Annotated in this window: 20 protein-coding genes; all 20 read right to left on the bottom strand. The window is 59.1% G+C overall.

Annotated features, from left to right (window positions below; translation table 11 throughout):
• Positions 1-195: 195 nt before the first annotated feature.
• The 20 genes from BTUS_RS07705 to BTUS_RS07610 all read right to left on the bottom strand — a co-directional run bounded on the left by BTUS_RS07705 (position 196) and on the right by BTUS_RS07610 (position 24,175).
• Positions 196-1,251 carry a zinc-dependent alcohol dehydrogenase family protein gene (locus tag BTUS_RS07705; RefSeq protein ID WP_013075549.1) on the bottom strand — a complete coding sequence of 352 codons (1,056 nt, stop codon included), beginning with the start codon at positions 1,249-1,251 and terminating at the stop codon, positions 196-198.
• Positions 1,252-1,558: 307 nt separating this feature from the next.
• Complete coding sequence (locus BTUS_RS07700) at positions 1,559-1,825, bottom strand: DUF4242 domain-containing protein (RefSeq protein WP_013075548.1); 267 nt, start codon at positions 1,823-1,825, stop codon at positions 1,559-1,561.
• Between the two features lie 219 nt (positions 1,826-2,044).
• Positions 2,045-4,228 (bottom strand): polyribonucleotide nucleotidyltransferase, encoded by a 2,184-nt coding sequence (gene pnp, locus BTUS_RS07695; RefSeq protein ID WP_013075547.1) that lies wholly within the window; start codon positions 4,226-4,228, stop codon positions 2,045-2,047.
• A gap of 122 nt (positions 4,229-4,350) precedes the next feature.
• The gene (gene rpsO, locus BTUS_RS07690) at positions 4,351-4,620 is read right to left on the bottom strand and encodes a 30S ribosomal protein S15 (RefSeq protein ID WP_013075546.1); all 270 of its coding nucleotides are present in this window, start codon (positions 4,618-4,620) and stop codon (positions 4,351-4,353) included.
• A 135-nt stretch (positions 4,621-4,755) separates the two neighbouring features.
• Positions 4,756-5,703, bottom strand: coding sequence for a riboflavin biosynthesis protein RibF (gene ribF, locus BTUS_RS07685; protein ID WP_013075545.1), 948 nt, complete (start codon positions 5,701-5,703; stop codon positions 4,756-4,758).
• 10 nt (positions 5,704-5,713) lie between these two features.
• The gene (gene truB / locus BTUS_RS07680; RefSeq protein ID WP_013075544.1) at positions 5,714-6,616 is read right to left on the bottom strand and encodes a tRNA pseudouridine(55) synthase TruB; all 903 of its coding nucleotides are present in this window, start codon (positions 6,614-6,616) and stop codon (positions 5,714-5,716) included.
• Position 6,617: 1 nt separating this feature from the next.
• Positions 6,618-7,598 (bottom strand): DHH family phosphoesterase, encoded by a 981-nt coding sequence (locus BTUS_RS07675; RefSeq protein ID WP_013075543.1) that lies wholly within the window; start codon positions 7,596-7,598, stop codon positions 6,618-6,620.
• Positions 7,595-7,954 carry a 30S ribosome-binding factor RbfA gene (gene rbfA / locus BTUS_RS07670; protein WP_013075542.1) on the bottom strand — a complete coding sequence of 120 codons (360 nt, stop codon included), beginning with the start codon at positions 7,952-7,954 and terminating at the stop codon, positions 7,595-7,597. Before rbfA ends, BTUS_RS07675 begins: the two co-directional genes overlap by 4 nt.
• Positions 7,955-7,971: 17 nt before the next feature.
• Positions 7,972-10,494, bottom strand: coding sequence for a translation initiation factor IF-2 (infB, locus tag BTUS_RS07665; protein WP_123809413.1), 2,523 nt, complete (start codon positions 10,492-10,494; stop codon positions 7,972-7,974).
• The gene (locus BTUS_RS07660; protein ID WP_245543377.1) at positions 10,406-10,861 is read right to left on the bottom strand and encodes a L7Ae/L30e/S12e/Gadd45 family ribosomal protein; all 456 of its coding nucleotides are present in this window, start codon (positions 10,859-10,861) and stop codon (positions 10,406-10,408) included. The genes infB and BTUS_RS07660 overlap by 89 nt, the downstream gene beginning before the upstream one ends.
• Complete coding sequence (gene rnpM, locus BTUS_RS07655) at positions 10,854-11,129, bottom strand: RNase P modulator RnpM (RefSeq protein WP_013075540.1); 276 nt, start codon at positions 11,127-11,129, stop codon at positions 10,854-10,856. Before rnpM ends, BTUS_RS07660 begins: the two co-directional genes overlap by 8 nt.
• A gap of 12 nt (positions 11,130-11,141) precedes the next feature.
• Positions 11,142-12,293: a transcription termination factor NusA gene (gene nusA / locus BTUS_RS07650; protein WP_013075539.1), complete on the bottom strand. Its 1,152-nt coding sequence runs from the start codon at positions 12,291-12,293 to the stop codon at positions 11,142-11,144.
• 37 nt (positions 12,294-12,330) lie between these two features.
• A complete protein-coding gene (gene rimP, locus BTUS_RS07645; RefSeq protein WP_013075538.1) occupies positions 12,331-12,795 on the bottom strand; it encodes a ribosome maturation factor RimP in 465 nt (154 codons plus the stop codon).
• 163 nt (positions 12,796-12,958) lie between these two features.
• Complete coding sequence (locus BTUS_RS07640; RefSeq protein WP_013075537.1) at positions 12,959-17,245, bottom strand: PolC-type DNA polymerase III; 4,287 nt, start codon at positions 17,243-17,245, stop codon at positions 12,959-12,961.
• Positions 17,242-17,862, bottom strand: coding sequence for a glycosyltransferase family 2 protein (locus tag BTUS_RS07635; protein ID WP_013075536.1), 621 nt, complete (start codon positions 17,860-17,862; stop codon positions 17,242-17,244). Before BTUS_RS07635 ends, BTUS_RS07640 begins: the two co-directional genes overlap by 4 nt.
• A 45-nt stretch (positions 17,863-17,907) precedes the next feature.
• Positions 17,908-19,611, bottom strand: a complete 1,704-nt coding sequence (locus tag BTUS_RS07630) for a proline--tRNA ligase (protein WP_013075535.1) — start codon at positions 19,609-19,611, stop codon at positions 17,908-17,910.
• A 21-nt stretch (positions 19,612-19,632) separates the two neighbouring features.
• Positions 19,633-20,712 (bottom strand): flavodoxin-dependent (E)-4-hydroxy-3-methylbut-2-enyl-diphosphate synthase, encoded by a 1,080-nt coding sequence (gene ispG, locus BTUS_RS07625; protein ID WP_013075534.1) that lies wholly within the window; start codon positions 20,710-20,712, stop codon positions 19,633-19,635.
• Positions 20,713-20,745: 33 nt separating this feature from the next.
• A complete protein-coding gene (gene rseP / locus BTUS_RS07620; RefSeq protein WP_013075533.1) occupies positions 20,746-21,984 on the bottom strand; it encodes an RIP metalloprotease RseP in 1,239 nt (412 codons plus the stop codon).
• A complete protein-coding gene (locus tag BTUS_RS07615) occupies positions 21,981-23,150 on the bottom strand; it encodes a 1-deoxy-D-xylulose-5-phosphate reductoisomerase (RefSeq protein ID WP_041303920.1) in 1,170 nt (389 codons plus the stop codon). The genes rseP and BTUS_RS07615 overlap by 4 nt, the downstream gene beginning before the upstream one ends.
• 200 nt (positions 23,151-23,350) lie before the next feature.
• Positions 23,351-24,175 (bottom strand): phosphatidate cytidylyltransferase, encoded by an 825-nt coding sequence (locus BTUS_RS07610; RefSeq protein ID WP_013075531.1) that lies wholly within the window; start codon positions 24,173-24,175, stop codon positions 23,351-23,353.
• Positions 24,176-24,178: the final 3 nt, after the last annotated feature.

Below are 24,178 nucleotides of genomic sequence, written 5' to 3'. Positions count from 1 at the left end.
CATGGTCTCGATATAATCCATATTTTCCGCCTTCTTCTGCTCTTTCTGCGCGATCCATCTGCCAACGTCTGTGCAATAGGTCATTCTGTTCGTGAACACTTTGTTTGCCGTGAACACTTGGCCAGCTGTGATAACAATAGAAAACCGCCCGGGAGTCCTTCCTCCCGTGGCGGAACAAGATGGCCTATGATTGAATTAAAACCTTGTAATCACATGAAATCCTTTCGTGCGAAAGTTGCTCATGTCTTCAAACGTTTCAGAGACATCTTCGAGCCCGACTTCTTTGTTCACCAGCGTCTTTGGTTTCAACCGGCCAGATGCCACGAGGCTGAGCAGACCCCGATAGGCAGGATGGGGATTGCCAAGACTGCCCACGAACTCTAATTCCATCGCTGTGATGGCGTCCACCGGCAACGATACCATTCCCCCCTCTTCCGAGGTGGTCAAGCCAACCTGCACATGCCGGCCCCCTTTGCGCAGGGACAGAACCGAGTTGAGAACAGTGTCACGAACACCGAGGGCATCGATACCGACATGGGCCCCGCCCTTTGTAATCTCTTTGATTGCTTCCGGGACGTTTTCGCGTTTCGCGTTGATCGTCGCCACAGCACCTTCTTGCCGGGCTTTCTCCAACTTCGCATCGTCGATGTCCACGGCGATGACTTGACCGCCCAGTGCCGCGGCCACCTGAACGGCGGATAAGCCCACACCTCCGGCCCCTTGAATGGCCACCCAGTCCCCGGGTTTCACGTTGCCCCGAACCACACCGTGATATCCGGTCATGTATCGACACCCGATCGCTGCCGCCGTCACTCCGTCCACATTCTCCGGGAGCGGGATGAGGTTAAAATCGGCATTCTTGACCAGGACATACTGCGCATATCCACCATCAAAGCCGCTGACCAAGCCATAGATTTGTATGTTCTCGCACAGGTTCGGCACTCCACTTAGGCAATATTGGCAATGCCCGCACCCGGCATGGAAGGGCACCGTAACCCGGTCGCCGCGCTTATAGTTTTTCACATCTTTCCCGACTTCCTCCACCACGCCTCCAAACTCGTGCCCCGGCGTGATGGGCAATTCCGGGGAAAGCCCGATCCAAGACCAGTCACCTTGCCATGCGTGCCAGTCGCTGCGGCAAATCCCACACGCCTCGACTCGAAGAACAGCGTCCCCCGGGCCCGGCTTCGGATCGGGAACCTCCATGACCGGAAGGGGCTTCTTGTGCTCAACTAAGCGGGCAGCTCTCATAGGAGTTGATAACCTCCTCACTGATAATGAAATTTGACTTCTTCGAATACACTCAATATACCATATTCCCTCAGTAAAAGAAATCCTCACCCCCTACTATCCGCCAATTGGTGCAACCGACCCTCAAAACATTCTACGTTCGGCAGCCCCCAATCCTTTGTTTAAGCATAAGGCGTGCCAACACTTCTTCGGGCCTGGTGATCCTCGATTCCGCTTATTTACACGGCGACAATACGTTCACGGTTGACAATGTGTTCATGTATTTCGATACACAAAATAAACAAAGTGTTCACTTTTGCGATTGTCCTTACTTAAAGGATTTGGCATCGAATTCCGTTACTTCGGTGATCCGCGTACAGGGCAGGTTGGCGCGGCGAGAGTGCTCCTGAATGCTCTCCGGATTCGGAGCGATGTATTCACAGACAATGGTGGAGCGATCCGCCGTCATATTACTATGCAACCATTGCATCTCGGACATCTGCGCCATGACTTCTTTTGAACGAGCCACCGCTTCCCTCAAGTCTTCGTCCGAAATCGGCCCCCCGAGTTGCCGTTCGACAAGGTACTTTGGCATAATAAAACCTCCTGATCTTTATTTTCGGTCCACTCGGACCGACAAAATTTCTACGCAATTCTCATGCCAACGTGGCCATGCCAGACATGAAAAAAAGGCGTGGTTGCACGCCTACTTTCTTATCCCTCTCAAAATCTTGATCACGATGGGTGCCGGCTCCGGGAGGGCGCCATATCCACGGATCGCTCGCCTCCCGCTTCATGGCCTCACCACCTGGCGTCATGAACGCCGGCGCTGACCGCGTCCTCCCCGGGATGCGCCCCCTCCGACGACCTTTCCCACCTGCCGACCGGCTTCCTGGGGGTGCACCTCATCCGCAGCTCCCCGCCGAGCCTGCAGCACTTCCCGCCGAGAGAGGTTGATCCGCCCCTGGGAGTCGATTTCCGTCACCTTCACATCGATCTCGTCCCCCACTCGGACGACATCTTCGGTCCGGCCCACCCGCTCGTCCGCCAATTGAGAGATGTGGACCAGTCCTTCTTTGCCCGGAAGGATTTCCACAAAAGCTCCATACTTCTCCACCCGGGTCACGCGCCCGTGGTAGGTGTGTCCAACCTCCACCTCGGCCACGATTCCCTCGATCATCTTCCGGGCCCGCTCCCCGGCCTCTTGATCCACGGCGGCAATAAAAATCCGCCCGTCCTGTTCAATGTCGATCTTCACCCCGGTGTCATCGATGATCTTATTGATCACCCGGCCCCCGGGGCCAATGACCTCCCGGATTTTATCTGGGTGAATGCGCATGGTGATGATCCGGGGCGCATAGGGGGACAGCTGTTGCCGCGGCTGTTGGATCACTTCAAGCATTTTGCCGAGGATAAACATCCGACCGCGATGGGCCTGTTCCAAAGCGGATGCCAGAATGTCCCGGGTCAAACCCTTAATCTTGATATCCATCTGAAGCGCCGTCACTCCAGCTGCGGTGCCCGCCACCTTAAAGTCCATGTCCCCGAGGTGGTCTTCCATTCCTTGGATATCCGTGAGGATGGCCACCCGATCCCCTTCCTTCACGAGACCCATGGCAACCCCGGCCACCGGCGCCTTAATGGGCACCCCGGCGTCCATCAACGCGAGCGTACTGCCACAAATGCTGGCCTGGGAGGTGGATCCGTTTGATTCCAGGACCTCCGACACCAGGCGAATCGTGTAAGGAAACTCCTCTTCGCTGGGGATCACGGGTTCCAGCGCCCGTTCCCCCAGGGCCCCGTGGCCGATGTCCCGCCGGCTGGGCGCCCGAATAGGTCGCGCTTCGCCCACGCTGAAAGGTGGAAAATTATAATGATGCATGAAGCGCTTCGACTCCTCTAGATCGAGGCCATCGAGAATCTGGACATCGCCGAGCGCCCCGAGGGTACAGACCGACAGCGCCTGGGTCTGGCCCCGGGTGAACAAACCGGACCCGTGGGTGCGGGGCAAGAGGCCGACTTCACAGGAGATCGGGCGAATCTCGTCCAATGCCCGGCCGTCCGGTCGCATGCCCTCATTGAGAATCGCCGAGCGGACTTCCTCTTTGAGGATATCGTGCAGGACCTCGGCAATGTCTGCCGCTCCTTCCGGAAACTGTTCGGCAAAATGTTCCTGAGTCTCTTCTTCCACCGCCCGGATGGCGTCTTCCCGGGCTAATTTTTCCGGGGTGCGAATGGCGGTCTTAAGCTTTTCCGTGGCGAATTCCCTCACCGCCTGAACGATCTCCTCCTGAGGACGGTGCAACTCGGGCACGATCTTTTCTTGGCCAATCTCCTGGCGCATGCGTTCCTGCAGATCGATCAAGGGCTGCAGTTGTTCATGCCCGAACATGATCGCGTCGAGCATCTCCGATTCCGGCACTTCATTCGCACCGGCCTCCACCATCACCACGGCGCTCCGGGAACCGGCCACCACCAGGTGCATATCGCTTTTTTCCGTTTGGGCCACAGTGGGATTCACCACGAATTGCCCATCCACCCTGCCGACCACCAGTCCCGCGATGGGCCCATCAAAAGGAATGGGGGAAATCGTGAGAGCCGCGGAGGTTCCGATCATACCGGCAATCTCCGGGGGGCAGTCCTGATCCACCGACAGGACCAGCGCCACCACCTGAACTTCATTTCGAAATCCTTCCGGGAAAAGTGGTCGGATCGGCCGGTCGATTAACCGGCTCGCCAAAATCGCCTTTTCGCTGGGACGCCCCTCCCGTTTGATGAACCCCCCGGGAATCTTGCCCACGGCATAGAGCCGTTCTTCGTAGTTGACCGTGAGGGGAAAGAAATCGAGATCCTTGGGTTCTTTTGACATTGTTACAGTCGCCAACACCACGGTGTCACCATAGCGCACCGTCACGGCGGCGGTGGCCTGTTTGGCCAGTTTTCCCGTCTCAAGAACGAGACGCCGTCCGCCTAGCACAGTCTCAAAAATATGGGGCATGGATTCACGCCAGCCTCCTTCCCATCCCGCCTTTGCGAGCTTGTCCGCTGTCCCGCTGCCCGCGCTTGGGCCAAGACAATTCAATACGAAAAGGGAAGCGGGGGACTCCCGCTTCCTTGCTTCTACTTTCGCAGACCGAGCTTCTCGATCAAGACGCGGTACCTGGCCACATCCTTCTTGCGCAGGTAATTGAGCAGACTTCGTCGCTGCCCTACCATCTTCAGCAGGCCTCGACGGGAATGAAAATCTTTTTTGTGGATCTTCAAATGTTCGTTGAGGGTGTTGATCTTCTCGGTCAACAACGCCACCTGAACCTCGGGGGACCCGGTGTCCGACTCGTGCACTTTAAACGTGTCGATCAATTCCTTTTTCCGCTCCTGAGAGAGCGCCACCTGCCTTCACCTCCTCACACCGAAATCGCCGAGAGCCCAGTCCTCCGCCGGCAGAACGGAAAACCGCGCCATCGGTTCAAAAGCGGCAGAAAAACGCCATGGTGAAGTATACCATATCGATTCCCGGGAAAGCAATCACTCGTCTCCTTGGGCGGTTCGCCACAGATCCCGGGCGGTGCGCACATCCTGCTCAATCTGAGCGACCAACCGATCCACCGAATTGAACCGTTGCTCCGGCCGCAAATAATCAAGAAACTCCACCCTCATCTCTTCCCCGTACAGGTCGACCCTGTGGTCAAGAAGATGAACTTCCAGAGACAGGGTTCCCCGATCGTGAAAAGTGGGGCGAACCCCGATGTTCATCAGCCCGGGACCCTTTTCCATGCCCCAGAACGCTCGAACGAGATAGACGCCGGTTCCTGGGATCAGAAAAGGATCATTCAGTTGCAGATTGGCCGTGGGAAAACCGATCCCGATCCCCCGCCCTTCCCCCTTGACCACACGCCCGGTGAGGGCGTAGGGCCGTCCGAGCAGCTCTCGAACCAGTTTGACCTCCCCATAGCGCAACTTTTCCCGAATGAGGGAGCTACTGACCTTTTCTCCGTACAGGTTAACCGGCGGCAGAATGAAAACGGGCAGAGCCCTCGTCTCTCCCATCGCCTTGAGTAAAGCTGCATCCCCCTTGCCTCCCGCCCCAAACGTGTAATCGAAACCGGCCACCAGCACTTCGGGGGCCAAGGGGAGTAAGAGGTCGAGGACAAACTGTTCCGGGGCCACCGCGGCAACCTCCCGGGTGAACAAGAGAATATACACCAAGTCCGCTCCATAATGCTCCAGCAGGCGCAATTTTTCGGGCAATGGAGTGAGGAGTACATCGTATTCCGCACCGATGCCCAGCACCTGGCGAGGATGGGGATCGCACAAAAATACAGCAAAAGGCACTCCTCGTCGTTTCGCTTCGGCTTTTCCCTGGGACAGAATCTCCTGATGTCCGATATGGAGGCCGTCAAAGGTACCCAGGGCCATCACGGAAGGACTGGGGGGCGACCAGTGCTCATGTAAGGTCAGGCGGATCGTTTCCATGAGGAACCTCCTACGTAAGAAGCACTTTAAGCGGGAAAATCCGTTCACCGTTGCGGCGACACACCGCCACCAATTGATCCTGATATGCAGCAACCAAAAGTCCGGGGGGTGACGACCCCGGGGAGAGCCGGGCAGGGTCGGCCATGATCTCCCGGCCCTGGCGGAGACGATCCGCTTCGCCCGCCAGGAGTGTGAACCGAGGCCATGTGCGCAGTGCCCAGAGCATCGGTCGAACGGCCTCTGCAAGCCGCCCCTCCTCTCCACCCCGCTGTGCCTCTGACCAGGGCAAAGCTTGTTCTACCGTAAAGGGCCCTTGGCGGACCCGCCGCAAGGAGGCCATGTGGGCGGGAATTCCCACCTTCACCCCGAGGTCGCGACATAGGCTGCGCACATAGGTCCCTTTGGAGCAGGCAACGTGAAACGGGACTTCGAGCAGCTCCCCCCGCGGGGTGGGCATGCCGACATCGAACCGGTAGACCTGCACTTTGCGGGCCGGCAAATCCGCCGGACGTCCTGCCCGAGCCAGCTCGTAAGCGCGCTTCCCTCCCACTCGGACGGCGGAAAAAGCGGGCGGACGTTGGAGAATCTCCCCGGTCAAAGCGGCTGCCGCCCGCCGTAGGGCTTCGGGATCGGCAGAGGGACTTGGCATGCGCTCGATCACCTCACCCGAAGAGTCGTCGGTGTCGGTGGCCGCCCCTAAAGCCAAAACCCCGATATATTCTTTGTCTTCGCCACTGAGGTACTCGGCTATCCGGGTCGCTTTCCCCACGCAGAGAACCAGCACGCCGGTAGCGTCGGGATCAAGAGTGCCCGTGTGCCCAATCCGACGTATACCCAGCCATCGCCGCACCCGTCCCACCACGTCGTGGGAGGTAAGCCCTGCGGGCTTATCGAGAACGAGAACCCCGTTCACTTTACCCCTGCCCCACCTGGGCTGCCACCGCATCCAGCACCTGTCGGATCGCCTTGTCCAGGGGGCCTTGCACCGTACAGCCGGCTGCCCGGGGATGCCCGCCGCCGCCAAACTGAGCGGCGATCTGTGAAACGTTCACTTCGTATTTCGCCCGCAGGCTCACCTTGATCTCGTTATCCCCTTCCTCCCGAAACATCACGCCCACCTCCACTCCGGCGAGGTTTCTGGCGTAATTGACCAGCTCCTGGGTGTCCTCCACTCCGGTTCCCGTCTCTTCCATCATCTGCCTGGTCACCGCGAGATAAGCGATTTTCCCCTTCGCGGCAGTACGCAACCCATCCAAAGCCGCCACCAAGAGGCGCAGCTGTTTCTCGGTCACCGTTTCCACCGCCTGAAGAGCGATGGGATAAGGGTCCAGGCCGCCGTCGATCATCTCAGCCGCCAAGCGCAGCACCGCGCTGCTTGTGTTGCTGTACCGAAACCCACCCGTATCGGTAAAAAGGCCGGTGTATAAGCAAATCGCCGTCTCGCCCGCAAGAGGAACGCCCAGGTGTTTGGCCAACTCACTGACGATCTGGCAACTGGCGGATGCATAGGGATCGACCAGGTTTTCCGTTCCAAACCGATCGTTGGTCACATGGTGATCCACATTGAGCAACCGGGTCTCCGCGGTCAGCTTTTCCGCCGCCTTCCCGAGTCGCCGAAGATCCGCACAGTCCACGGATACCGCGGCGGGGAACACATCAGTGACCTCATCCACAGGTCTCACTTCTCCGATCCCCGGAAGATATGAGAATCGTTCGGGCATCGGTTCTTCGTGAGCCACCACCACCTCCTTGCCGAGGTGTTTCAGCACCGACGCCATGCCCAAAACTGAGCCCAGCGCGTCGCCGTCCGGATGAACGTGAGTAAGGAGCAGAAATCGGTGATGGCTTCGAAGAAATTCCTCCGCCCGGCGATAGGCCTCTTCCAGCTGGTTCAAGGCCGATCTCCCCTTTCGCCCTGCAACTGCCGAATGACATGGGAGATCCGTTGGCTATAGTCCTCGGAAGTATCCAGCTTGAATACAATTTCCGGGGTGTGGTGCAGCCGGATCCTCCTTCCGACTTCACTGCGAATGAACCCCGTTGCTTTTTGCAGTGCTTCCAGGGAAAGCGCTTTCTCTTCATCGCTCCCCAATACGCTGGCAAAAACCTTTGCGTGTTGAAGATCCCGAGAAACTTCCACACCGGTGATGGTGACAAAGCCGATGCGGGGGTCTTTCAACTCGTGATACAGAATGTCGGTAATCTCTTTTTTGATTTGCTCTGCTACGCGACTGGGGCGAATCCGTGCCACCGCACTCCCTCCCGGAGTCAGACTTTCACCGCTTCCATCGTGAACACTTCGATGATATCGCCTTCTTTAATGTCGTTAAACCGCTCCAGGGTCATGCCGCATTCATATCCTTCCGCCACTTCCCGAACATCGTCTTTGAACCGCTTTAAGGAATCAATGGTTCCTTCGTGGATCACAATGCCATCCCGGACTACCCGGGCGCTGGCCCCGCGCTGGACCTTGCCCTCCACGACGTAACATCCGGCGATCGTCCCCACCTTGGACACTTTAAAGGTTTGCCGAACCTCGGCCCGCCCGAGGATCACTTCCCGATATTCCGGATCCAGCATACCCCTCAGCGCTGCTTCGATCTCCTCGATCACGTTGTAGATCACCCGATACAGTCGGATATCCACTTTTTCAGCTTCGGCCATTTGGCGCGCTCCGGGTTCCGGGCGGACGTTGAACCCGATCACGATGGCATTCGAAGCCGAGGCGAGAAGAATGTCCGTTTCAGTAATGGCCCCCACCCCGTGGTGAATGACCCTCACCCGGACTCCTTCAATATCGATCCGCTCCAGGGCGGACACCAAGGCTTCCACCGATCCTTGAACATCTGCTTTTAGCACGACATTCAGTTCTTTGACTTGTCCTTCTTGAATCTGCTTATACAGGTCATCGAGGGTCACTTTGGTTTGAGATTTGAGCTCCTCGGCCCGCTGTTTCGTCTGCCGCTTCTCCGCCAGGAGCCGGGCCTTGCGTTCGTCATCGTAGACCACAAAGGCGTCCCCGGCCATCGGGACACCCCCGAGGCCCAGGATTTCCACAGGGGTCGAAGGACCGGCTTCCTTGACCCGGCGCCCCCGGTCATTGATCATAGCCCGAACCCGGCCGAAGGTCGTACCCGCCACCACGATATCCCCCACCCGGAGGGTGCCGTTTTGGATCAACACCGTGGCGACTGGCCCCCGCCCCTTGTCGAGTTCCGCCTCAATCACGGTCCCCCGGGGCCGAGCAGATGGGTTCGCTTTGAGTTCTGCCATCTCGGCCACCAGCAGGATCATCTCCAGCAGGTCTTCAATTCCTTGCTTCCTCAGGGCGGACACCGGAACAAAGATCGTGTCGCCGCCCCATTCCTCCGGCACCAGCCCGTGCTCCGTCAACTCCTGTTTGACGCGATCGGGGTTGGCATCCGGTTTATCCATCTTGTTCACCGCCACGAGGATGGGGACCCCGGCCGCCTTGGCGTGGTTGATGGCTTCCACGGTCTGGGGCATCACTCCATCGTCCGCCGCCACCACCAGTACGCACACATCTGTCACCTGGGCTCCCCGGGCCCGCATGCTGGTGAAAGCCTCGTGACCCGGTGTATCGAGAAAGGTAATTCGCTTGCCGCCGACTTCCACTTGATAGGCGCCGATATGTTGGGTGATCCCGCCCGCTTCCTGGGCGGTCACGTTTGTCTGCCGGATCGCATCGAGCAACGTGGTCTTTCCGTGATCGACATGACCCATGATCGTCACCACCGGGGGGCGGGGAACGAGATCTTCGGGTTTGTCCGTCTCCCAAAGAAGCTCTTCCATTTCTTCGTCCCGGGGCTCTTTCACCTGCAGTTCGATGCCGTATTCCTGGGCGACCAGGGTCATGGCATCCACGTCGATTTCCTGGTTAATGGTCGCCATGACGCCGAGGAACAGCAGCTTCTTAATCACATCCGCCGGCTCTTTTTTGATCGTTTTCGCAAAATCTCCGACACTCATCGGCCCTTCGACGACAACCTGTTTTGGCGCGTCCGCCGCTTCCCGCTGGGCGCGCCGCTCCCGTCGCTGCTGGGACCGGGAAGGCGGCGCAACTTTTCGATTGTCTTTATCGCCCTTTGGAGAAGGTTTGGACTTGCGAACGATTCTCTCTCCCCGGATCACGGGGGCATCGAGGTCTTCATACTGGTCGATGACCATGGCCGCCGTTGCGTCCCGGCGCCCTCCCGGACCCGCACCCTTGCCGGCCGGCCGGGACCGCTCGCCGGAACCATTTCGGCGCCCGGAGCCCACAGCCGACCGAGATCCTCCGGTTCGCTGGCCGCCGTTTCCCGACCGCTGCCCGCCGGTCTTCTGGCCGTTTCCTCCGGAGCGCTGACCGCCGTTAGCCCTTTGACCTTCGTCCCCGGGGCGCTGAGCGCCTTGCGGCCGCCGCTCGTGATTCCCGCCGTTTCCACTCTGGGCCGTCCGGCGTTCAGCATGGTTGGATCTGTTGCCATCTCGGGGGCCATTTCCATGTTCCCTCCGGGGTTGATCGGCGCGTCCTCGCCCCCCAGACCTTTGGTTTCGGGACGGGGTGGGGCCGGACGCCGGGGATGCAGTCCGGGCCGTCTCACCCGGTCCAGATGCCGCCCCCTTAGCCGCCCTCCTGGCCTGTTCTTCGTTTTTCCTCGATGCCCGGGCTTTCACGTCGGCAAAAAATTGCTCCACCTGATTAATCATCTCCTGGTCCATCACGCTCATGTGGTTGTTGACCGACACCCCGAGGCGTTTTAAGATGGTTATAATTTCCTTGCTCGACATATTCAGTTGTTTGGCGTATTCGTACACTCGGAGTTTCTGACTCAAATCTGTCACCTCCGTGATGTTGCCGCAACTGGGTCAGCAGGTTTTCGGCGAATCCTTGCTCCGTCACCGCCGCCACGACCACGGTCTCTCGTCCGACGGCCTTACCCAAGGTGTAGCGATCGACCCAAGCCGCCCACGGCACGCCGTGAGAGCGACATTTATCCACCGTTCGCTTTCTTGTGTTAGGACCTGCATCCGTCGCCAGCAGCACCAGATGAGCTCCGCCTCTGCGGATGCGCTCCAGCACCGCCCGTTCCCCGAGCGCCAGACATCCGGCGCGCAGGGCCAAACCGAGCAAACCCAAGGTTCGCGGATCACCCATGGGCCGTTCCCTCCAGTTGCCGTTTCACCGAATCCCAGATCTCAGCGGGAACCGGGCGTTTCAAAGCCCGTTCCAACGCTTTGCGCTTTAGGGCAAGTTCGAAACATGCGACGGTGGGACACAAGTAAGCCCCCCGCCCGGCCGCCTTTCCCGTCGGATCAATCCGGATCGCGCCGTCCGGAGTGGCCACGATGCGGATCAGATCGCGCTTGGCCTTCATCGTTTGGCAACCGATACATTTACGCAGCGGCACATGTTTGGGCGACACCGTGGATCCTCCTCATTCGGTCCGTTCCGCCGCCCAGGCATCCGCGCCTTGGCCAGGATCGCCATCGGGCGAGGACCACTTCTCGGATTCTTCTTGCTCCCTCGCTTCTTCGGAAGCCGCGGCCTGATTCGCTTCCACCTGGGACTCACTTTTAATGTCGATTTTCCAACCGGTCAATTTCGCCGCAAGTCTCGCGTTCTGCCCTTCTTTACCAATCGCCAGGGACAGTTGGTAATCGGGTACGATAACCCGGGCCACCCGTTCGTCCTCGGCGATCTCCACGCTGACGACCTTCGCCGGGCTCAGGGCATTCTTCACGAATTCCTCCGGGTCTTCGCTCCACTTGACGATGTCGACCTTTTCGCCGTGCAATTCCGCCACCACATGTTGAACCCGCATGCCCCGGGGTCCCACACAGGCCCCCACGGGATCCACCTCGGGCTTCCGCGAAAAAACGGCAATCTTCGATCGATGACCCGCCTCCCGGGCCACCGATTTGATCTCCACGACACCCTCGTAAATTTCGGGAACTTCCAGTTCAAATAAGCGTTTTAACAAACCCGGGTGGGTTCTCGAAAGCAAAACCTGGGGGCCTTTCGTGGTTTTTTCCACCTTCGTGATAAAGGCTTTAACCCGATCGCCCTGCTTGAGTTTTTCCCCGGGAATCTGTTCATGAAAGGGCAGCAAAGCCTCGACTTTTCCCAGGTCCACGTAGGTATACCGGGCGTCCTGGCGCTGCACGAGGCCGGTGACAATATCTTCTTCACGATCGAGATATTCGTGGTAAATGAGTCCCCTCTCGGCCTCGCGAATCCGCTGGGTGACCACCTGTTTGGCCGTCTGGGCGGCGATGCGGCCAAAATCCTTCGGAGTGACTTCGATTTCCACGATGTCCCCCACCGTGTAATGGGGACTGATCTGCTCCGCCGCCTCCAATGAAATCTCCATACGCGGATCGGCCGTTTCCTCCACCACCGTCTTGCGGGCGAACACCCTGACATCCCCGGTTTCGCGATTCACATCCACTCGCACGTTCGCGGCGGAATTAAAGTTGCGCTTGTAGCCGGAGATCAGGGCCGCTTCGATCGCTTCGATCAAAACGTCTTTGCTGATCCCCTTTTCCCGCTCCAACTGATCCAGCGCCTCAATAAAATCCTGGTTCATGATGGCCGGTGTCTCCTCCTTCCTCCCCGGCATCCGCCTACGGGACAAACACGGTTCGCGCGGATGCCACCGCCCGATACGGAATGGTCCAAACCACATCCCCGTCCGCGACCGCAATCCCCTCATCGTCCACCTCGGTGAGCAGCCCTTGAAAGGATTTGCGCCCTTGGACGGGTTCATAGGTGGTCACCACCACCGTCTGCCCGAGGGCCCGTCGGAAAGCAGGCATATTTTTCAAGGGACGCTCGATGCCCGGCGAAGAGACTTCGAGAAAATAACTCCCCGGGATGGGATCGATTTCATCCAGTCGATCAGACAGCCGCTCGCTCACCCGGCTGCAGTCGTCGATATCCACCCCTCCCTCCGGGCGATCCACAAACACCCGTAAAAACCAGTTCGCTCCTTCCTTCACATACTCCACATCCACCAGTTCTAATCCTTCCCCCTCGACGATGGGGCGCGCGATCTCCTCCACGACCGCCGCGATGCGCTTCTTCGCCATCGAATCCCCCTTCTCTGCCTCCGTTGGGTGGTCTATCGCTGACCGTCCCCAACAAATCGAAAGAGTGGGTTGCCCCACTCTTGCGTGACCGATGGTATCCACATCATAGCAAAACCATTATAGCACTGCCAAAGGCTGACGACAAGGGCGTCCGGCCCGGGCTCTAAAACAAAGACAATTGATTGGTTTGCGGAAGACCTTTCAGACACCCCATCTGTTCCAGCAGTTCCACCACCGGTCTGGACAGACGAGCCCGTTCTTGCAAATCCTGCACAGAAAGAAACTCCCCTTCCTCCCGGGCCGCCGCCACATTCCGGGCCGCCGACTCCCCGATTCCGGCCACGGCCGAAAAAGGAGGGATCAGTGTACCTTCCCCATCCGGAACAAACCGAGTGGCATCCGATCGGTACAGATCCAGCGGACCGAACCGAAATCCCCGTTGCATCATCTCCAGGGCCACCTCAAGGACCGTGAGCAAACTCTTCTCCTTGGCCGTGGCTTGGCTGCCCTTTGCTTCCACCGCCTCGATCCGCCGGAGCACCACATCGGGCCCCTGTAGCACCAGTTGTAAATCGAAATCATCCGCCCGGACGGTAAAATATGTGGCATAAAAGGCCAGGGGATTGTGAACTTTAAAATACGCGATCCGCACGGCCATCAGTACATAGGCGGTGGCGTGGGCTTTTGGAAACATATATTTGATCTTTTTACAAGATGCGATGTACCAATCCGGGACCCCGTGCTCTTTCATCGTCGCCTCATCTTCCGGCGTGAGCCCCTTTCCTTTGCGGACCGACTCCATGATCCGAAAGGCTTGAACCGGTTCCATTCCCTTCTGGATTAGATAAACCATAATGTCATCCCGGGTGGAGATCACTTCCGACAACCGAGCCGTCCCGGACCGGATCAGATCTTGGGCGTTGTTCAGCCACACGTCCGTCCCGTGGGACAATCCCGAGATGCGCACCAACTCGGCAAACGTCTTTGGCTTCGTGTCCTCCAACATTTGGCGGACGAATTTTGTCCCGAACTCGGGGATCCCATAAGTCCCCACGGTGCTGCGGATCTGTTCCGGCGTGACCCCCAGCACTTCCGTGCCACTGAAAATCGACATGGTATCCGGATCGTCCACCGGAATTTCCTTCGGCGCAACGCCGGTGAGGTCTTGAAGCATCCGGATCACTGTGGGATCGTCATGGCCGAGCAAATCCAATTTCAACAGGTTATCGTGGATGGAATGATAATCGAAATGGGTCGTCCGGGTGCCGGCGGTCTTGTCATCCGCCGGAAATTGAATCGGACAAAAATCAAAGATCTCTTTGTTGCTCGGCACCACCATCAGACCCCCGGGGTGCTGGCCCGTGGTTCGCTTAATGCCCGTACACCCCTGAACCAACCGCGTCAGTTCGGCATTTCGCAATTGCAATCCCCGTTCCTCGGCGAATTTGCGCACGTACCCATAAGCCGTTTTCTCGGCCACGGTGGAGATCGTCCCCGCCCGGAACACATGATCGGAACCAAACAGATGCTCGGTATACTTGTGCGCCCGGCTCTGATACTCTCCCGAGAAGTTTAGATCGATGTCCGGGACCTTATCCCCTTTGAACCCCATAAACGTTTCAAAGGGAATATCGTGGCCATCTTTGCCCAACTTTTCCCCGCACCGCGGGCATTCCCGGTCCGGGAGATCAAACCCCGAGCCCACCGACCCGGCGGTCACGAACTCGCTGTAATGACAAGCCGGACAGAGATAATGAGGCGGCAGGGGATTGACTTCAGTAATATCCGTCATGGTGGCGACCAAGGAGGATCCCACTGAACCCCGGGATCCCACCAGATACCCGTCCTTCAAAGACTGTGTTACCAGTTTATGGGCGATCAAGTAAATCACCGCGTAACCGTGGTTGATGATGCTGTTCAGTTCTTTCTCCAGTCGGGCCTTCACCAACTCCGGCAGGGGATCGCCGTAAAGCCGCCGGGCTTTCTCGTAGGCCAGAGACCGGATTTGTTCCTCTGCCCCATCGATAACCGGGGTGTACAACTCGTCTGGGATCGGCTTGACCACCTCGATCTCTTCGGCAATTCGATTTGCGTTCTCCACCACCACTTCAACGGCCCGCGGCCCCAGATGGCCAAAGGCCGCCAACATCTCTTCGGTGGTGCGAAAATGATACCCCGCATCGGGGTCATCCACTTCCATGTTCGACCCCGCCTGAAGGATATCTCGATAAATTCGATCCTCCGGGTCCAAATAGTGCACATCTCCCGTGGCCACCACCGGCCGGCCGGCCCGATCGGCCAATTCCAAGATCCGGCGGTGGTATTCGGCGACGGCTTCCAGATCCCGAATTTCTTCATTCCGCAACAGGGGGCGGTACTGGTCCAGGGGCTGAATTTCGACAAAATCATACCGCTGAATGATATCGAGCAGCTCCTCATCCGACCGCCCCCGCAACAACGCCTGAAACAATTCTCCCCGTAAACACCCCGTCCCCATCATCAGCCCTTCCCGGTAATTCAGCCACTCGGTTCGAGGAATCCGAGGCTGGCGATGCAAGTACCGGGTATGAGCCAAGGAAACTAGACGGTACAAATTTTTCAAGCCAGTGGGGTTTTTCACGAGAATCGTGGCATGATACGGCCGGGCGTGGGAGACGTCGATGCCTTCCCCCAGAGCGTTACATTCGTCCAGATGGTGAGCGCCTCGGGCCTCAGCTTCCCGCAACAGATGCAGGAACACTTTCGCCGTGGCCTCGGCGTCCGCCGCTGCCCGGTGGTGGTTGACCAACTCCACATTGAATTTCTGGGTCAAGGTCTTCAGGCGGTGATTCCGCTCCCGGGGATACAGCACCCGGGCCAGTGCCAGAGTGTCCAGCACCGGATGGTCCCAGGGGGGTTGTCCGAGCTTGCGGGCGGCGGATTGCAAAAACCCCATGTCGAACTCGGCGTTGTGGGCCACAAGGACCGCCCCGGCCGCAAACTTCCGGAACGCTTCAAGAACTTCTGACAGCCCGGGCTGACCTTTCACCATGTCGCTCGTGATCCCGGTTAACTCTTGAATCTTCGGCGAAATCGGCACTCCCGGGTCGATGAGCGAGGTATAATGATCGACCAACTCGCCCCCCCGCACTTTGACCGCCGCGATTTCAATCAGGGTATGTTCCCGGGCGTTCAGTCCGGTGGTCTCCGTATCGAACACGACGAACTCCGCATCCTCCAATGGTCGGTGGTCCGCCCCAAACACCACCGAAGACCCGTCATCCACCAGATAGGCCTCGATCCCCAGGATGGGTTTGATCCCCGCCTTCTGGGCTTCCCGAAAGAAGTCCGGAAACGCCTGGGCAACCCCGTGATCGGTCACCGCCAAGGCCGAGTGCCCCCACTCCGCCGCCCGGCGTACCAGATCCCCGGGGGAACTCACGCCGTCCAGGGCGCTCATGGGTGTGTGCACGTGCAACTCCACCCGTTTCGCCCCGCTCTGGTCCTTGCGAACGCGGGGAGGAACGCGCATCACATCCTGGGCCATCAGGACGAGTTCTTTGGCGAAGGTATCGTACGATACCGAGCCCCGCACCCGAACCCAGTCCCCTTTTGACAACCCGTCGAGCCCGGCCTGCCGCTGATCGGGTTTGGCGAAAGCTTTCACCGAGATCGAATCGGTGCGGTCGGTCAGATAAAAATGATACAAAATCCGCCCGCTGGAAAGTTCCCGGGTTTCAATGAAAAAGACCGTCCCCTCGGCGACAACGCTGCGGACCTCTTCGGTAATGCTGCGAAGGGGCACCGGGTCGTCAGAAACGAACTTCCCGAGAAGGACAGGGTCTTCTTTTCCGGAAGCGGGAGAGGGCCCTTCCTTTTCCGGGGCCGACACCAACTCGGCCACCATTGCCCGTTCCTCTTCCAGGCATTGTTCCCGAAGTTCCTGAAACGACTCTCCGGCCTCCACATCCCACTGCACGTTGATGGAAATGCCCAGCACCCTGCGGTACCACGCTTGGACCGCCTGCCCCAACCCGCGGTGCCGTGCGGCGGCCGATACCATCTCGTGGGGCGCCACAAGGCGCAACAGCCCCTCGCCCGCATAAAGGCCGCGGATCTGGCCAAATAACCCTTCGGCACACCCCGTATCCCGAGCACAAACAGGAAAATAAGCTTCCACCGCCTCTTCGGCGCCCTTCCGGTCCGCAACCTCGGCCCACACTTCGACGCGCCACCCGCCGCAGGAGGCGGCCAGATTTGTCAGCGTGTCCTCCAGGTTTGCCCACATATCGGGCGGCAGGGGATGGCTCAAGGAGACGTACACACGCCCGGAAAGGCTTTCCGGCGACACGGCGATCCGCACCACATCGATTTGGCCCATATAGGACGTCAGCTCCGGGCGTAATTGTAAAATCCGTGCCACCCAGGGCCTCGGCGCATCCGCACTGTAGGAGGATACCGCACGCGTCATTTCGCCATCACCTTCAGAATATCCCAGTACATCCGCAGTCGCGCTGCGACCCCTTTTCTCCAACCCAGCTTCTCCTCTTTCATGTGATGCGTCACTTCGTCTAAGGATACCTCCACGATTCGGCCTCCGGAGTCCTTGACATGTTTATGTAATAACACTTCAATCCCGTATCGCGCCATAGAAAAATCTGCCGGGGGAAGCCAGCGGCGGTGCACAACCCGTTGGCCAGTCAGAATGGGGGTCAACTTCTGGGCCAGATCGGTGCTCAGGCGTCCGCCGCCGAACAGTCCGATCGTCATGTCCGCCTGTCCCTCGATCACAGGCAAGACCAAAGCTCGGATGTGTTCCGGGCGTAGTCCCACCAGGTCGGCATCGAGAAACCCGATCACCTCGCCCTGGGCCCTGGACAGCCCCGCTGCCACCGCTGCGCCCTTCCCTCGATTCGTAGGAAGGCGCACAACCTCCACCCGGTGCGCAGTGGCCACTTCAGCGGTCCGGTCCGTCGACCCGTCATCGACGACAATGACCTGATCGAACACCCCAGCGGCGATCACCGCGTCCAAAACTTGGCCGATGCGCTCTTCCTCGTTGTAGGCCGGAATGATTAAACTCAACATCCCGGACTCCCCCTTCGGAGGTTTTCACCGGCCCGCGGCGTTCGCTCATACGCTGCGAACGGCCTCTACCGCCGCCCGCACGGCCTCGTCCGGAGACAATAAGGTGACTTCGCCAGTCTTGCGCCGTTTCATCTCCACCAGTCCTTCGGAGATTCGCTTTCCGACGATGAGTTGAATCGGTATCCCCATCAGATCGGCATCATTAAACTTGACACCGGGCCGCTCATCCCGGTCGTCCAACAGGACTTCGATACCGGCATCTTCCAAACGGGTGCACAGCTGTTCGGCCGCATCCCGCTGGGCCGCATCCTTGAGATTCACCGGAAGCACGTGAACGTGAAAAGGTGCGATAGGCATCGGCCACATGATCCCTTTGTCGTCGTGGTGCTGCTCCACCGCAGCGGCGATCAGCCGGGACACGCCGATCCCGTAACAACCCATGATCACCGGGCGCTGAACACCTCGTTCATCGAGAAACGAGGCGGACAGGGCTTCGCTGTACTTGGTGCCCAGTTTAAACACGTGACCCACTTCAATTCCCCGGTATTCTTCTAAGGGCGCCCCGCACCGTACACATCTGTCCCCCGCCCGGGCCGTCCGGATGTCTCCCCGGCTATCCCAGTTGAAGTCTCGACCGGGAACCACGTGGCGATAATGGACATCCGGCTCATTGCCCCCAGCGACCCCTTCGGGCATCGACGCCACGGCATCATCCACCACCAAAGGCATGTTCAAATTCATCGGCCCGACGCTCCCGAACCCGGTTCCGGTGAGCGCCCTCACTGTCTCCTCGTCGGCCAATTCCACGCGCCGGGCCCCGAGAAGCCGCTTCAATTTCACCTCGTTGACCTCGTCGTTGCCCCGAATCGCCACCGCTACAGGGCGGTCGTCTGCCCGATAGACCAGGACTTTAATGATGGTCTCCGGGTCGAGGCCATATCTGTCCCGAAGTTCTTCGATCGTCTTGGCGCCGGGGGTGAGAAACCGCTCCTTTTCGGACACTGACCTTCGCCCGTCTTCGCCGGCCACCTTTCCCGATGCCAGCTCCACGTTGGCCGCGTAATCGCAGGCCGGGCAGACGAGGATCGTGTCCTCCCCCACCTCGGAGAGCACCATGAATTCGTGGCTTCCCCCTTCTCCGCCAATCGCCCCGGGATCGGCTTGTACGACGCGGAATTCCAGGCCACAGCGGCGGAAAATCTGCTCATAGGCCTGATACATCGCCCGATAGCTCCGATCCAGACCTTCTTCGTCGACATCGAAGGAATAAGCATCTTTCATGATAAACTCCCGGGCCCGCATCACCCCGAACCGGGGACGAACTTCGTCTCTAAATTTGGTTTGAATCTGATACAAGGTCATGGGCAATTGGCGGTAGGACCGGACCTCCGTGCGCACCAAATCGGTGATGACCTCTTCATGGGTCGGTCCCAGTACCAACATCCGTTGGTGCCTGTCCTCGAAGCGGAGTAACTCCTTCCCGTAATCGTCCCAGCGACCGGACTCTTGCCACAAGGAGGCGGGTTGGACCGCGGGGAGCAGAACTTCCTGTGCCCCCGCCCGGTCCATCTCCTCCCGGACGATGGCTTCGATTTTGCGCAAGACGCGGTACCCGAGGGGAAGGTATGAATAGACGCCGGACACCACCTGGCGAATCATCCCCGCCCGGAGCATCAGCCGGTGACTGGGCACCTCGGCCTCGGCCGGCACCTCCCTTAAAGTTTGAACAAAAAAGTGACTTTGTCTCATCGAACGACCTCCATCTTTCCTTTACCTCCGATCCTGCTCTTTCCGGGCGGCCATTTCCCGGATCTCTGCCAGCAGGACGTCCACGATCTGATCTTCTGCAACCTTCCGGACGACCTCCCCTTTTTTGAACAAGAGTCCTTCGCCCCGGCCGCCCGCAATTCCGATGTCCGCCTCCCGGGCCTCGCCCGGGCCGTTCACCGCGCATCCCATCACCGCCACTTTCAGCGGCACCTTCAGGTCCGCGATTTCCCCTTCGACCCGGTTCGCGATCCCGATCAAGTCGATGGCGCAACGCCCGCAGGTAGGACAAGACACGATGACCGGGCTGTCCGCCGCAATCCCGAGGGATTTTAAAATTTCTTTGGCCACCCTCACCTCTTCCACCGGATCTCCGGTGAGGGAAACTCGGAGAGTATCGCCGATGCCCTTGGCGAGAACCGCACCGATGCCCACCGCGGATTTGATGCTTCCGGCGAAAACGGTGCCCGCTTCAGTAATCCCGACATGCAACGGATACTCCACCCGCTCGGCCATGATCTCATAGGCCCGGATCGCCGTGGGCACATCGGTGGATTTGAGCGAAATCACAATGTCGTAAAATCCGTGCTCCTCCAGGATCCGCACGTGACCCAGGGCGCTTTCCACCATGGCCTCGGCACTGGGATAGCCGTACTTTTCGAGGAGATGGCGCTCCACAGATCCGGAATTGACACCGATTCGAATGGGGATTCCCCGGTCCTTGGCCGCCCGGACCACTTCCCGGACTTTGTCCGCCGAGCCGATATTCCCGGGATTGATGCGAACCTTGTCCACGCCGTTCCGAATCGCCGTAAGCGCCAGGCGCCAGTCAAAATGAATGTCTGCCACCAGGGGCATATCCGTTCCCTTGCGGATCTCCCCGAGCGCCTCGGCGGCCCGCATGTCGGGCACGGCGAGGCGCACGATTTGGCAGCCGGCTTCCTCCAGCCTCAGGATCTGATCCAGAGTTCCTTGGACATCCCGGGTGTCCGTGGTGGTCATCGACTGGATGACCACCCGGTCGCTTCCGCCGATCTGGACGTCCCGCACCCGCACCGGGCGGGTGTGTTCCCTTCTCACCATGCTGTCTCCCCTCTTCTCCGATGCCCCCCGACCCTAAAACAGTCGCGTCACATCTTTGTACGTCACCAGGACCACGATGACCATCAACAGGGCAAACCCGACCAGATGCACCATGCTCTCCTTTTGGGGGTCCACCGGCCGGCCCCGCACCGTTTCGACCAACAGAAACACCAATCGGCTGCCATCAAGGGCGGGAATGGGCAACAAGTTGATGATCCCCAAGTTAATGCTCAACAGGGCCGTCAAGGTCAACAGATTCATCAGGCCCTCCCGGGTCTGTTCCCCGATCATCGCCACGATCCCCACCGGCCCGGCCACTTCGGGCGCCAGGGTCCCGGTGATCATTCGGCCGAAGGCCTGCACAATCTGAACAGAGATATCCCAGGTCTGTTTAATCCCGAGCCCAATGGACGCCAAGGGGTTATGGACCAGTACCGGGCTGATTCCGATCACCCCGACCCCGCCGCGGACCTCCGGAGTCACCGCGACTTGCAAATGCTGATTGCCCCGGATGACATCGAGGACCACCCGCTGGTCGGGCCGGGACTGCACGGTCTTAACAAGCTGATCCCAAGAGTCGATCGGCTCGCCGTTTACGCCGGCGATGTGGTCTCCCGGCTGGATGCCCGCCCGAATGGCCGGGGAATCCGGCAGAACCTTGGCCACATCCGGCCCCGATGGCACGCCGGCAATCGTGAAGTAGACGGCGAAAATCACCGCCGCCAAAACAAAATTCATGAGTGGCCCCGCAAAAATCGTCGCCGCCCGGGCCCAAACCGGTTTTCCCATGAATTGCCGATCGTAGGGAGCCAAGGGAATCGCGCCGCCTTCGGTGTGAAGTACCGCCCCTGGCCCTAAGGCGTATCGCCGGGTTCCGTCCTCTCCCTCAATGCGCAAAGAGTAATCGTCACGGCTCGGTCCGGAGACCAGGCGCCCCACAAAGTCCGCCTGGCCCACCGCCCGGGGATCGCCAAAATCCTCGACCTGTCCTGCCTCATCGAGGCGCACGGCGATGGTTTTCCCCGATTCCAAACCGTAATCCTCCGGCCCCTCCCCAGCCATATTGACAAACCCTCCGAGGGGGAGGGCCCGTAACGAATAGACCGTTTCTCCCCACCGGCGGCTGAAAAGTTTAGGTCCGAAGCCCACGGCGAACTCCCGAACAAAAATCCCCACCAGTTTCGCCACATAGAAGTGCCCGAACTCATGGAAAACCACCAGCAACAGGAAAATCACGATCGCCGCCACAGCCGTTTGGACACCGCCGATCATTCAACGTGCCACCTTTCCTTTTCCGCCACACAGGAGGCGGTTTTGCGGGCCCACGCATCCGCCTGCACAATCGCTTCGAGATCCGGGTGGGGGACGGGATCGTGCATGTCCATTACTCGACGGACCGTTTCCTCAATGGCGAGAAACGGGATTCGGCCGCGCAAAAACCATTCCACCGCCACCTCGTTTGCGGCGTTCAGCACAGCCGGCATCGTGCCCCCGCTTTTCCCCGCTTCATAGGCGTAACTGAGACAGGGAAATCTATCCCAATCCGGAGGATGAAAATGCAAGCTCCCGATCTCGGTTAAACGCAGGGATTCCACCGCCCCCGGCCATCTCTCCGGGAAAGACAGAGCGTACTGGATCGGAATGCGCATGTCAGGAATGGCCATCTGGGCCACCAGGGAACCATCCACGAACTCCACCGCCGAGTGGACAATGCTCTCGGGGTGAATCACCACTTCGATCTGCTCGTAAGGAACGCCGAACAACCAATGGGCTTCGATGACCTCCAGGCCTTTATTCATCAGGGTAGCCGAATCTACGGTAATTTTATGACCCATTGTCCAGTTGGGATGATGAAGAACGTCCGAAACCTGGGCGCGTTCCATCCGTCCCCGGGTCCAATCCCTGAGGGCGCCCCCGGACGCGGTGAGCCACAGGCGCGCCGGCTCCGGGGTCCTCTCTCCGTTCAGACACTGAAAAATCGCCGAATGCTCGCTGTCCACCGGCAGGAGCTCGGCGCCCCAGCGGCGAACTTCATTCATGACCAACTCTCCCGCAGCCACCAAGGTTTCCTTGTTGGCCAGGGCGATACGTTTGCCTTGCCGAATCGCCCGCAAGGTGGGGACCAACCCCACAAATCCCACCAAAGCGGATACCACGATCTGGGCCCCGGGATGGGTGGCGACGGAGGTTAGCCCTTCTTCTCCCCAATACACCTTCACCCCGGCCGGAACCCTCGCTTTGACTTCCTCGGCGGTTCGCGCATCCGTCACGGCCACCAACTCCGGATGAAACCGGTGCACCTGGTCCACCAATCGATCCACGTTCCGCCCAGCCCCCAAGGCTTTGATTGTAAAGCGGTCCGGTTGGGCAGCTATGACCCGAAGCGTATTGCGACCGATAGAACCCGTCGATCCAAGTATCGCTACGCCTTTGCTCATTCCTTCACCCCAACGACAGGTCGGTTGGCAAGTCATTCTGATCCGCCTGTACTCTACAGTGTAACACAGCCGTTTCCCCGGCTCCACCATGGGGAAGCGGCAAAAATTACGACAAAAATCACGACAAAAAAACCGGCCTCCCATCCGGGATCCCGGTCATGATCATCGTGCACCCGTTGAGGCAATGGCCCCGCCCGGTGTTAACGCAAATACCCCAGAAGATGATAAGCCACCGAACCCGCCAGCAACAAACTGTCGAACCGGTCCAGCACACCGCCATGGCCGGGGAGCAGGTTTCCGGAATCTTTGGCGCCGAATGCCCTCTTCACCGCGGACTCCGCCAGATCCCCCACCTGACCGGCCAAAGAGGCCACCATCCCAAGGACCACCATGCCCGGCAAGGAATAGGGCCGGATGTCGGCGGCGAAAAACACCAGCGCGGGCACCGGAGAAATTAAAATCCCCGCTGCGCTCCCACTCAAGGTTTTATTGGGGCTGAGGATCGGAGCGAGCTTCGGTCCCTTCACGCGTCTGCCCACAAAATAGGCGGCGCTGTCTGTGGCCCAAACGGATAACAGCACAAGGGTACACACCGCCAGCCCGTGTTCCCCGGACAGGCGGAGCCACGTAAAATCCCTAAAAAAGATCCCCAGATACAATACACCGAGGAGAATAAACGCAGTATCTAATACCGTTTGTTCGTTCCGGATCAATACCGGAATCAGAACAAAGAGGACCACCACCACCCATACCGCCTCGTCGAGATCAAACCCGACACTTCCCGGCCAAACCCACTGCAGCAGTCCCCCTTCGCTGCCGGTTAAGAAAAAAATGCCCTCCAGCGCAACAAAGCCCAAGACGGCGGGGAGGGACCATAGGGGCACCCCTTTCAGGCGAACCCACTCCCCGAAGGACAAAGCGGCCACGATGCCGATAAATACGACGATCCAAGGCCCACCGAGATACAAAATCGCGAAAAATCCGCAGCCGCCGATCACCGCCGTGATAACACGCTGTCGCAGCACCCT

The sequence above is a fragment of the Kyrpidia tusciae DSM 2912 genome, from assembly GCF_000092905.1.
GTDB classification, from domain to species: domain Bacteria; phylum Bacillota; class Bacilli; order Kyrpidiales; family Kyrpidiaceae; genus Kyrpidia; species Kyrpidia tusciae.
The sequence above is the reverse complement of the archived record's forward strand: the minus strand, read 5'-3'. Positions and strand labels throughout refer to the sequence as shown.